Origin of the sequence: Oceanivirga miroungae (genome assembly GCF_902505095.1) — a bacterium.
Taxonomy (GTDB): domain Bacteria; phylum Fusobacteriota; class Fusobacteriia; order Fusobacteriales; family Leptotrichiaceae; genus Oceanivirga; species Oceanivirga miroungae.
The window spans coordinates 755,608-768,177 of sequence record NZ_CABWIB010000001.1; the positions used below are offsets into that span (position 1 = coordinate 755,608).

Here is a 12,570-nt window from a genome sequence, read left to right on the forward strand (position 1 = left end):
TAATTTGGTATATAATATTAAAAGGTGATAAAATGAATGATAGATGTTATCTAGCGATAGATTTAAAATCTTTTTTTGCATCAGTAGAGTGTGTGGAAAGGAATTTAGATCCACTTACAGCTAATTTAGTTGTCGCAAATGAAGAAAAAACAGATAAAACAATATGTTTAGCAATAACACCAAATTTAAAATCTTATGGTATATCTTCAAGACCAAGACTATATGAAGTAAAGTCTAAAATAGAGATGTTAAATAAAACTAGAAAAGATAAAATAGACTTTATTATTGCAAAGCCTAGAATGAAAAAATATATAGAGTATAGCTCAAAAATATATCAAATATATTTAGATTATGTTTCAAAGGATGATATTCATGTATATTCAATAGATGAAGTGTTTATAGACATTACATCATATTTAAAGCTATATAATATGAAAGCTTATGATTTTGCAAAGCTTCTATTAGAAAAAATATATGAAAAAACTAATATAACAGCAACAGCTGGAATAGGAACTAATCTATATTTAGCAAAAGTTGCTATGGATATTCTAGCTAAAAAAATGAAAGCAGATGAAAATAATTTAAGAATAGCAACACTAACAGAATTAAAATATAAAAAGCTATTATGGGATCATAAGAGCTTAACTGATTTCTGGAGAGTAGGTAAAGCTTATGCTAAGACATTAGAGGCTAATAATATGCATACTATGGGTGATATTGCTATAAAATCAATAGAGGATGAGAATTTACTATATAAGTTATTTGGGGTAGCAGCAGAACTACTAATAGATCATGCTTGGGGAGTAGAAACTTGTAGTATAAAAGAAATTAAAAGATATAAGTCAAAAACCCATAGTTTACAAAGAGCTCAGGTTTTAGATAGACCATATACAAATCAAGAACTACTACTTATTATAAAAGAAATGGTAGATAATATTACTTTAGAGCTAGTTGAAAAGAATTTACTAACAAATAAAGTTATACTTGATATTGGCTATGATGTAGAAAATTTACAAAAAGAGTATTTTGTAAAAGAAACTATAATAGACATGTACGGTAGAGAATTACCAAAAAATACAAAGATTACTTTAAAACTAGATAATTATACTAATTCAGAAAAGAAAATAAAACAGGAGTTAATAAGGCTATATGAAAAAGAGTCTAATAAGATATTTAGTGTAAGAAGGCTAAGTATAACTGTAGCTAATATAATAAATAGTTTTGAATTAGGAGAAAAAAATTATACTCAACTAGATATTTTTAATCTTGGAAATAAGTTGATAGAAGAAGAAAAGTATGAGAAAAAAGAATTAGATATAAGAAATGCAGTTGTTAAAGTTAAAAAAAAATATGGAAAAAATGCAATACTCAAACTAAACAACTTGGAAAAAAATTCAACAGCTATTAAAAGAAATGAAAGCATAGGTGGGCATAATGAGTAAATATGATAAGTATATAAATTTATCAAGACCGCTTAGTAAAAAAGAAAAAATGCCTATAATTAAAAGAGCAGCACAGTTCATGTCATTTGATGCACTGGAAGGTTTTAAAACAGATATTAGAAAAAAGGGTATAGTTTTAGATGAAAAAATCTTACTAAGTGATGAAGAAATTGAAAAAATTAATAGTTTTCTTTATTACTTAACTAGAAATAAAGATCTTTTAATAAATATATGTTATTATGATAAAGGATATATAAAAGAAATAAGTAATAAAAAAGTTAAGAAGATTAATACATATGAAAATTATTTAATCTTAGAAGACTTAGAGAAAATAAATTTTAATGATATAGTAGATATAAATATTGTAGAATGAAAGGAAAAATATGGGGAATTTAGTAATATTAGGTAATTTTGATGGAGTTCATCTAGCACATAAATATCTAATAGAAAAAGCTATAGAATATGCAAAAGAAAATAATTTAAAAACTATCGTATATACTTTTAAAACACTAAAAAAAGATAAAGAATATATTTTATCATTAGATAAGAGAAAAGAAGCAATAAAAGCATTAGGAGTAGATAAAATAGTATTTGATGATTTCGAAAGAGTAAAAAAATTAAGTCCAGTAGAGTTTGTAGAAAGCATTTTAAAAAAGGAATTAAATGTAGAAGTTGCATTTTGCGGATATAACTATACATTTGGATATATGAAAGAAGGAAATGCAAAAATATTACAAAAACTAATAAAAACCATAGTAGTTGATGAGTTTAGACTTGATGATAAATTAGTATCTAGTAGTAAGATAAGAGAACTCTTATACGAAGGGAACATTGAAAAAGCTTGTAGACTACTTGGTCGAAAACTTGAATATGAAGGAATTGTTGTGAAAGGAAGACAATTAGGAAGGTTAATAGGATTTCCAACAGCTAATATAAAATTAGATGACAATAGAATAAAACTTCCAAATGGAGTGTATGGAACAGTAACTAAAATTGAAGGAGATAGTAGAGAGTATCTAAGTGTTACAAACATAGGAAATAATCCAACTATAGCAGAAAATAATAACTTAAGCATAGAAACCTTTATATACAATTTTAGTGAAGATATCTATGGAAAAAGAATATGTGTTAAAATACTTAAGATGATAAGAAAAGAGAAAAAATTTAATACAATTGATGAATTAAAAAATCAAATAAAATTAGATAGTGATAAGTGGGAAGAAGAATATGTTAGATATAAAGATAAATGAGTTTGAAGGACCACTGGATTTACTACTTCATTTAGTAGAAACTAAGAAAATGGATATATTATCTATTAGAATTAGTGATTTAATTGATGATTATCTAGAAATAATAAATCAAAATGAAAAAGATGATAAATTTAAATTAAAGGTAGAATTTCTACAAATGGCATCTGTTCTTTTAGAAATAAAAGCATTTAGTATATTAAGAAAAGATAAGAAAAATAATAAAGAAGTAGATTTAGAAAAAAGATTAGTAGAGTATAAGTTAATAAAAGAATTTTCAGAAATGTTTTCAAAAAATGAAAATGAGTATTATAGATCATATAAAAAATATGGAAATAAGGATTTTTCAGTAGACATAATAGAACATGATAATGATAATTTAACATTAGATTCATTAAAAGAGGCGATAGATAATTTAATAAAAAAATTAAATATTAGAGAAGATAATAAGCTAATACTTAATCTAGAGGAAAAATTTAGTGTAGAAGATGCTTTAGTAGAAATTGATGAATTTAAAGAAAATAAATTTTCTTTTAGCCAATTACTTAAAGCAAAATATACAAAAGAAAGAATAGTATCTTTTTTTATGGCTATTTTAGAAGCCTACAAAGAAAATAAGATAGATATAGAAATAACAGAAGAAGAATTCTATATCATTAAGGGGCAATGTAATGTTTAAAAAGAGTTTTATGGTTTCATTTATCAATATGGTAAGTAGAGTATTAGGTTTAATAAGAGAAGTACTAATGGCAACTTTTTTTGGAAGTAACTCTTTAACAGATGCCTATTTTGCAAGTACAAAGATTGCAAACTTTTTTACAACTCTACTTAGTGATGGTTCTATGGGAACTGTTTTAATCCCCCTTTATTTAGAGAAAGATAATAAGAAAAATGCCAATAATTTTATAAATTCAATTTTACTATTGCTATTTAATTTTAGTTTAGTAATTGCACTTATAATATTTTTTGGATCAGAGTACATACTAAAATATTTAATAGGATTTACTAATATAGACTTATTAGAAAAAGCTAGTTTTATGTTAAAAATAATGTCATTTTATATAGTATTTATTGCATTATCAGCAGTAGTTTCAGCATATCTAAATGCACATAAGTTATTTTTAGTATCTAGTTTAGTTGGAATTTCATTTAATATTACAATAATAAGTGGAATAATACTTGCTAAAAAGACAATGAATATATACGTACTAGCAGCTAGTTTTTTAATATCAGGTTTAGTACAGCTTTTAATACAAGTTCCTAAATTTTTAAGCCTTATTAAAAATACTAATTTTAAAATAGATTTAAAAGATAAGGCAGTAAAAGAATTTTTTGTTTTAATGCTCCCAACTATAATAGGAATATTTGCATACCAAGTAAATGAAATTGTAGATACAAACTTTGCTGCAAGGCTAGAAGGTGGAACAATAAGTGCTATAAACTATGCAAGTAGGCTATACTTACTTCCTGTTGGAATATTTGCAGTTTCTTTTTCAACTGTAATATATACACATATAACAGAAGCAATTATTAAAAAAGAAATTAAAAAGGCAAATAATATGTTTAACATTGGTATGAATATGATAAGTTTTTTTATGATACCCTGTACATTTGGACTATTTTTTTATGGGGAGGATATAATAAAATTAATATTCAATTATGGTGCATTTAATATGCAAAACGTTAAAATGACTGCTGAAATACTTATGATTTATTCACTAGGATTAATATTTTTTGGTCAAAACCACATGCTAATAAGGGTACATTATGCAAATAAAAATAGATTGATTCCAGTAATTTCGTCTTTTATAGCAATAGCTATAAATATATTACTCGATTACTATCTATACCTGCCATATAAGCATATAGGATTAACTATAGCAACTGTTATATCAGCAGCTATAAATTACTTAATATTATTAGTATCGGTTAAGTTAAATTACATAGACTTTAATATAAAAAAACAGCTAATATTTATTACAAAAATACTAGTATTTTCAACAATTTGTTTGTATATATCATCTAAATTTAATTTAGTTATAATAAAAGTAATTGTATTTATGATAATATATGCAATATTATGGGCTTATCCATTTTATAAAAAAAGAAGAAAAATGTTTGATTAAAAAAGATATTTACATAATTAGAAAATTTTAATATAATATACATAGTTTTAAGTAGTAACTTATTTTAAGTTATTTGTATTATTTTTAAAATTTAAAAGGAAAATTTATGTACAAGTTCACATATTTTAATAATGTGCACATAAAAACTATACTATTTTGTTTAATAGTAGGGCTTATTATGATCGCATTACCGTTTTTTGTAAAAGGTCTTGAAAAAACAAGATACACGGTTTATCTAGGGTATTTAATTATACTTGTTAAAATTGCTGATTCTATATACAGATATGTCTACGAAAACGAATCAATTATAGAAACTATGCCACTAAATCTATGTAATATAGCTGTTTTAATAGCCGGAGTATATTTTATAACTAAAAAAAATATACTAATAAACATTGTTTATTTCTTCTCGCTAGGAGCAGTGTTAGCTATATTACTACCAGGTATTGGTAGCTATAATACAAAAATGTATCCATATTTCTTTATGGCTGCACATATGATGGAGTTAATAGCATTAGTGTATGCATTTATTTGGTTAAATGCTAAAATAACTAAAAAAGGATTAATTACATCTATTACACTATACTTAGTATTATCAGTTTTAGTTAAAATATTTGATAATTTAACAGGAATGAATTTTATGTATCTAAATGATTATATAATTCCATTCATGTCAGTTATTAAACCAATAATATTATATGATGTTGTGTTAATATCACTTTTTGTTTTATCAATGATAATAGCATATTTACCATTTAGAAATAGAAAAAAATAGGTTAAGCCCTTTGGGGCTTTTTTTAATTACACTAAGCTTTTTTTGTAATTGAAAAAAATTGATAAAAATGCTAAAATAAATAAGAATACACATACAAATAAAGGGGAAAAATATGAATATATATGATTTAAGCGGAGTAGAAATTGCTAAAAAAATTAAAGATAAAGAACTTAGCAAAGAAGAAGTAATACTTGCATTAGATAAAAGAATAAAAGATGTAGATTCTGATATAAATGCATATATTAGTTATGATACTAAAAAAGCTATAAAAATGGCTAATGAATTAGAAGTTAAAAATGAAACTAATTTAACAGGAGTTCCAGTAGCACTAAAAGATAATATAGTATCGTATCAAGATAAAACAACAGCAGCATCTAAGATTTTATCTAACTATGTTGGAACATATAATGCAACAGTAGTAAAAAGAATGCTAGATGCAGGGATTATACCATACGGTAAATCAAATATGGATGAATTCGCAATGGGGTCATCTAATGAAAACTCTAGCTATAAATCAGTATCTAATCCATTTGATTTAGATAGAATACCTGGAGGAAGTAGTGGAGGAGCTGCAGCTATGGTTGCTGCAAAAGAAGCCTTTATAGCCTTAGGTAGTGATACTGGTGGTAGTGTAAGACAACCAGCAGCATTATCTGGAGTTGTAGGATTAAAGCCAACTTATGGAAGAGTAAGTAGATATGGACTTATGTCATTTGGTTCATCATTAGATCAAATAGGTATACTTGCTAGAAATACAATGGATATTGCTAGTTTATTAGAAGTTATAGCTGGTTATGACGAATTAGATGCAACAAGTTCAACTAAAAAAGTAGACAAGTATTCAGAATTATTAGATAAAGATATAAAGGGATTAGTTGTAGGACTACCTGAAGAATACTTTACAAAAGATTTAAATGAAGATATTAGAAACAACATAAATGAAGCAATTAAACTTTTAGAATCAAAAGGCGTTATATTCAAAAAAATAAATTTAAAACATACTAAATATGCAATCTCAACATACTATATAATATCATCAGCAGAAGCAGCTAGTAATTTATCAAGATATGATGGTGTTAGATATGGTGTAAGACAGTCAAATGAAACTGTAGAGGATATGTATGTAAAAACAAGATCACTTGGATTTGGTAAAGAAGTTAAAAGAAGAATAATGATAGGAAACTATGTACTATGTTCGGGATTCTATGATGCATATTATAAAAAAGCATCACAAGTTAGAAGACTTATAAAACAAGATTTTGTTTCAGCATTTTCTGAAGTTGATTTAATTTTAACACCAACATCACCTTTTATAGCATTTAAAAAAGGTGAAAAAGTAAATCCAATAGACATGTACTTATCTGATATTTACACAGTTTCTATAAGCCTAGCAGGACTACCAGCTATATCAGTACCAAGTGGAATGGTTGATAATATGCCAGTAGGTATTCAACTTATAGGAAACTACTTTAGAGAAGATTTAATATTAAATTTTGCAAACCAATATGAAAAACTTAGAGGAGAAATAAAATACCCAAGTTTAGGAGGAAATGATAATGAATAATTATGAAATAGTTATCGGACTTGAAGTTCACATACAATTAAAAACAAAATCTAAAATTTGGGATAGTTCAGATGCTAATTATGATGATAAAGCCCCTAATACATGTATAACTCCAACAACTGTTGGAGAACCAGGGTCTTTACCTAAGTTAAATGAAGAGGTTTTAAATTATGCAATAAAAGCAGCTCTAGCACTTTCATGTGATATAAATGAGATAAGTTACTTTGATAGAAAAAACTATTTCTATCCAGACTCTCCTAAAAATTATCAAATAACACAATTCTATAAACCATATGCACAAAATGGGAAATTAGAATTAAAAACAAGTAGTGGTAGAGATTTTGTAGCTGAAATTGAAAGAATACAAATAGAAGAAGATACTGCTAAAAGCATACACTTAGATAAAGAAACATTACTTAACTTTAACCGTGCTTCAATGCCTTTATTAGAAATAATAACTAAGCCTTGTTTTAGAAGTAGTGATGAAGCTTATGCATATTTAGTAGCTTTAAAAGAAAGAATTAAGTATACAAATATAAGTGACGTGAGTATGGAATTAGGGTCACTTAGATGTGATGCTAATGTGTCTGTTAAAAAAACAAGTGATACTGTTTTAGGTACTCGTACAGAAACTAAAAATTTAAATTCATTTAAAGCAGTTGTAAAAGCAATTGAATATGAGGCAAATAGACAAATAGAGTTATTAGAAGAAGGTAAAAGAGTAGTTCAAGAAACAAGACTATGGGATGATGAAAATGGAGTTACTCGTGTAATGAGATCAAAAGAGGAAGCTATGGATTATAGATACTTCCCTGAACCAGATTTACCTTTAGTTAGAATAACTAAGGATAGAATTGAAAAAATAAGTAAGACTATGCCAGAATTTTCTGATAAAAAATTAGTAAGATATATTAATGAATATGATATAAAAGAACTAGAAGCTAAGGTATTAGTATCAGATATGAGCCTTGCTACATACTTTGAAAACTTAGTAGCTCTTACAAAAGATGCAAAAAAATCGTCTAACTGGATTTTAACAGAAGTACTAAGAGTTCTAAAAGAAAAAAATATTGATATTGATAGTTTTTCAATAAGAGAGAATAGATTAGCAGAGTTAATTTTATTAATAAATGAAAATGTAATAAGTTCAAAACTTGCAAAAGAAGTATTTGAAATAATGTTAAGTACAGAGGATAATCCTAAAAAAATAGTTAAAGACAATAATATGGGACAAGTTAGCAATGTTAATGAAATTTATGAACTTGTAAAAAAAGTAATGGACGAAAATAAAGAGGCTGTAGAAGACTTAAAAAATGGACGTGATAGAGCTATGAAACATTTAATGGGACAAGCAATGAAATTATCTCGTGGTAAAGCTAATCCAAAACTTGTTACTGATATAATAAATGAGGAAATAAGTAAAAGATGAAAATTAAAATAAAGCATTTATTTCAAAATATAGTTTTAAAGCTATATTTTCTAACTGTAATAGGATTTATACTAGCTTTTATAATCATACTTGTAATTTATCAAATAAAAGGCAATAAGGATGCTAATAATAGGTTAGATAAACTAAGATTTAAAAATGAGTTAATTATTGCTAAAAGAGGAAGTATAATATCTAGTGATAATCATAAGCTAGCTTTTGATATTGATATGTATAATCTTATTTTAGATCCGATGAATATTAAAAAGACAAATAAATATACTCAGGAACAAATGATAGAAAATATAGCAGATGTTATATCCAGAAATACGAATTTAAATAAGTATGACTTAATAAAAGAAATAACTGCTTCAATAGATTCTAAAAAAAGAAACCTTGATTTAAAATACAAGGTTGAATTAGAGCAAAAAGAAAAAATACTAAAAGATATTAGACGATATACAAGTAATAAGATTGTATTTCCTAAAAAAGATAATTTAAGATATTTTAATAGTTATGATGTATTTAAAAATATAATTGGATATTTTAAGCTTGCAGATGGTGTTAATGACTTAGGTGAGAATACTATATATGATAAACCTGTTTATGGATTAGAAAAAAGATATGATTCATATTTAAAAGGAGAAAATGGTATAAGAAGATATTTTATACCAGCTAGTGATAATACACAAATAGTAGCAGCAACTACTCCATATAAGACAGAGGAAAAAATTTTAAAAGATGCAAAAAATGGATATGACCTTCATTTAACTATTGATACAGTTATGCAATTTAGTTTAAATGAAGAATTAAAAAATGTATACGAAAAGTTTAACCCTCAAAATGTCATGGGGATTATAATGGAATCAGATACTGGAAAGATTATAGCAATGGATTCTTATCCAAAATCAGAAAATATAGCAAATATTAAAAACATTAATATATCAGATGTATTTGAACCAGGATCTATATTTAAACCAATAACAACTTCAATAGCTTTAAATGAAAATTTAATAGATACAGACACCATAATTCATTCTAACGGGTACATAGCAGTAAGAGATAGAGTATTTCATGATCATGATAATTCAACAGTAGGTGATTTAACTTTAACTGATGTAATTGCAAAATCAGGGAATGTTGCCATGGTAAAAATATCTAATTTAATTGATACAAAGGTGTTTTATGAATATTTAAAAAACTTTGGATTTGGATCTAAAACTGGAATTGATACTGATTATGAAATAAGAAGACCTTTATTTAAGTTAAAAGACTTAACTGAGGTTAAAAAAGCTACAGTTTCATTTGGTCAAGGTATTGACATGACACAAATGCAGATATTAAACACACTAAATTCAACAATAAATGGAGGTAAATTATTAAGACCATATATTGTTGACTATATTAGTGACCAAAAGGGAAATGTAATAGAGGAAAATAAGCCACTTGTAATAAGTAATCCAATTAGTGAAAAAACTTCAGAAAAAATTAGAAATTTACTTTATTCAGTTGTTGAGACTGGTACAGGTAGAAGTGCTAAAATTAATGGGTATAATATAGGTGGAAAAACTGGAACTGCTCAAAAATCAGGTAAGGGTGGATATATAAAAGGGAAGTATTTCTCATCATTTTTCTCATTTTTCCCAGCAGATAATCCAAAATATTCTATAATAATTACAGTTAATGAGCCTAATAATGAGAAAAAAATATACTATGCAGCAGTAGTTGCTGTTCCTGCAGTTAGAAAAATTGCAGAAAAACTTATTAACTATAAATCAATAACACCAGATTATGAAAAAGAAGAAGTGAAAAATAAAAAGAAAATTGCAAAGAAAGTTTTAAAATCAAATCTTAAAGAAATTGATGCAAAATTTGATAACTTTATTATGCCTAATTTATTAGGACTTAGTTTAAAAGAATTAATATCACTAGATGCATTTACAAAATATAACATACAATATATAGGTAGTGGTAATGTATTTATACAAAATATAGATGAAGGAAAAATAATTGATAAAGATAGTGAGATAATTTTAGAGTTGAGGTAGGAATTATGTTTTATTACAATATACAAGTTGGAAAAAGAAATATGCTATTTACATATAAAAGTGAAATAGAAATTGAAAATGGAACTTTTTGTAGTGTAAGTTTAGCAAATAAAGTAAATGAAGGTATTGTAGTAGGAAAAGTTAATGTAGATGAAAAAAAATTAGACTATGAAATTAAAGAAATTTTAGAAGTAAAAAAAGATAAATTAAATAAAAATCTTTTTTCTCTAATAAATTTTATACACTCTTATTATCTTGAACCTTATTCTAGTTTAATACCACTAATTGATTATTCAAGAGAAAATAGTGAAGAAAAGATAAATGAAGTTATTTCTAATAAAGAATATGAAAAATTTAAATTAAATGACGAACAACAAAAAGTATCAGATGATATAGTAAATTCAAGTGAAATGTTTCATTTAATAAATGGGGTTACAGGTAGTGGTAAAACTATAGTATATATGGATATAATAAGAAAAGCACTAATTGAGGATAAGTCAGTCATCTTTATAATCCCAGAAATATCTTTAACACCACAGTTTTTAAAAAGACTAAATGACGCATTTAAAGACGAACTTGCAATATGGCATAGTAAATTAAGCGAAAAGAAAAAAGAAGAATATAGAAAGAGTCTTAAAATTGGTGAAAAAAAGATACTATTAGGAACAAGATCCTGTATATTTCAAGAGGTCAAAAATTTAGCATATATAATAATCGATGAGGAACAATCTTCAAGCTATAAGCAGGAAAATAGACCAAGGTATCATTTAAAAAATGTTGCAATAAAAAGAGTTATGTTAGAAAATGCAAAATTAATTCTAGGAAGTGCAACTCCATCATATGAAACAACTTACCATGTAAAAAACGGCCTTATTAAACAGCATAATATTTTAAATAGATATAATAATGTTGCTATGCCAGAATACATTATAGTTGATTTAAATAAATATGACAGCTATTTAACTGATGAGTTAATTAAAAATATAAATGAAAAAATTGAAAAAAAAGAGCAAGTCATAATATTATTAAACAGAAAAGCATATTCAATAGCTATTAAGTGTAATGATTGTAAAGTAATACAAGAATGCAAAAAGTGTACATATAATTTAACATACTATGCAAAAAAGAATATATTAAAGTGTAAGCAATGTGAGACTACGTATAAGTATAAACAGAGTTGTTCTAATTGTAATAGTCAAAATTTAATAAAATTAGGATATGGTACTGAAAAACTAGAGGAAGAATTGTGTGAAATATTTGATGAGAACAGAATACTTAGAATGGATTCAGATACAATGAATACAAATAAGAAAATATTAAAAGCATACAATGAATTTTTAGATTATAAGTACGACATTTTAATAGGTACTAGTATAATAGCAAAAGGATTTCACTTTCCAAATGTAACATTAGTTTGTATTTTAAATGCAGATGAACTATCAAATATACCAAGTTTTAAAATACAAGAAAAAACATTTGAGTTAATAACTCAAGCAGCTGGTAGAAGCGGTAGAGCTGATAAAAAAGGTTATGTAATAATTCAAAGTTTTAATAAAGACTCTGATTTAATAAAAGCAGTTATTAGTAACGACTATGAATATATGTATAACAGTCAAATGGAAACTAGAAGGCAACTTAATTTCCCACCATTTACAAAAGCAATAAAAATTTTAATAACAGATAAAAATGAAAAAAGATTATTAGAATTTTCGAATAAATTGTATATAAAAGTATATGGTGCACTAAATGAATTAGCAAGTATAACTGCGTTAAATGATGAATATATATATATGGTATCTAATAGGTATAGAAAAAATATAATAATGTATTTTGAAAAAGCAAATGAAAATAAGGTAAAAAGAATATTAAAAAATATTATAGATAATTTAGATGTAAAATCAAGTATGAAAGTATTAGTAGATGTTGACCCAACATAAAGGAG

At 25.4% G+C, this 12,570-nt stretch carries 10 protein-coding genes; all 10 read left to right on the plus strand.

Annotated elements, in window-relative coordinates:
* Positions 1-32: 32 nt before the first annotated feature.
* Positions 33-1,442, plus strand: a complete 1,410-nt coding sequence (locus OMES3154_RS03745; protein ID WP_156683461.1) for a Y-family DNA polymerase — start codon at positions 33-35, stop codon at positions 1,440-1,442.
* Positions 1,435-1,815, plus strand: coding sequence for a YolD-like family protein (locus OMES3154_RS03750; protein ID WP_156683462.1), 381 nt, complete (start codon positions 1,435-1,437; stop codon positions 1,813-1,815). Before OMES3154_RS03745 ends, OMES3154_RS03750 begins: the two co-directional genes overlap by 8 nt.
* A gap of 10 nt (positions 1,816-1,825) precedes the next feature.
* Positions 1,826-2,692: a bifunctional riboflavin kinase/FAD synthetase gene (locus tag OMES3154_RS03755; protein WP_156683463.1), complete on the plus strand. Its 867-nt coding sequence runs from the start codon at positions 1,826-1,828 to the stop codon at positions 2,690-2,692.
* Positions 2,670-3,368 (plus strand): segregation and condensation protein A, encoded by a 699-nt coding sequence (locus tag OMES3154_RS03760; RefSeq protein ID WP_156683464.1) that lies wholly within the window; start codon positions 2,670-2,672, stop codon positions 3,366-3,368. The genes OMES3154_RS03755 and OMES3154_RS03760 overlap by 23 nt, the downstream gene beginning before the upstream one ends.
* Positions 3,361-4,815 (plus strand): murein biosynthesis integral membrane protein MurJ, encoded by a 1,455-nt coding sequence (gene murJ, locus OMES3154_RS03765; protein ID WP_156683465.1) that lies wholly within the window; start codon positions 3,361-3,363, stop codon positions 4,813-4,815. The genes OMES3154_RS03760 and murJ overlap by 8 nt, the downstream gene beginning before the upstream one ends.
* A gap of 106 nt (positions 4,816-4,921) precedes the next feature.
* Positions 4,922-5,590: a TMEM164-related integral membrane acyltransferase gene (locus OMES3154_RS03770; protein ID WP_156683466.1), complete on the plus strand. Its 669-nt coding sequence runs from the start codon at positions 4,922-4,924 to the stop codon at positions 5,588-5,590.
* A gap of 112 nt (positions 5,591-5,702) precedes the next feature.
* Entirely contained in the window at positions 5,703-7,154 is a 1,452-nt protein-coding gene (gene gatA, locus OMES3154_RS03775) for an Asp-tRNA(Asn)/Glu-tRNA(Gln) amidotransferase subunit GatA (RefSeq protein ID WP_156683467.1), read from the plus strand.
* Positions 7,147-8,583: an Asp-tRNA(Asn)/Glu-tRNA(Gln) amidotransferase subunit GatB gene (gene gatB / locus OMES3154_RS03780; protein WP_407938957.1), complete on the plus strand. Its 1,437-nt coding sequence runs from the start codon at positions 7,147-7,149 to the stop codon at positions 8,581-8,583. The genes gatA and gatB overlap by 8 nt, the downstream gene beginning before the upstream one ends.
* Positions 8,580-10,628 carry a penicillin-binding transpeptidase domain-containing protein gene (locus OMES3154_RS03785; RefSeq protein ID WP_156683468.1) on the plus strand — a complete coding sequence of 683 codons (2,049 nt, stop codon included), beginning with the start codon at positions 8,580-8,582 and terminating at the stop codon, positions 10,626-10,628. Before gatB ends, OMES3154_RS03785 begins: the two co-directional genes overlap by 4 nt.
* A gap of 5 nt (positions 10,629-10,633) precedes the next feature.
* Positions 10,634-12,565 carry a replication restart helicase PriA gene (gene priA / locus OMES3154_RS03790; protein ID WP_156683469.1) on the plus strand — a complete coding sequence of 644 codons (1,932 nt, stop codon included), beginning with the start codon at positions 10,634-10,636 and terminating at the stop codon, positions 12,563-12,565.
* The last annotated feature ends 5 nt before the right edge of the window (positions 12,566-12,570 follow it).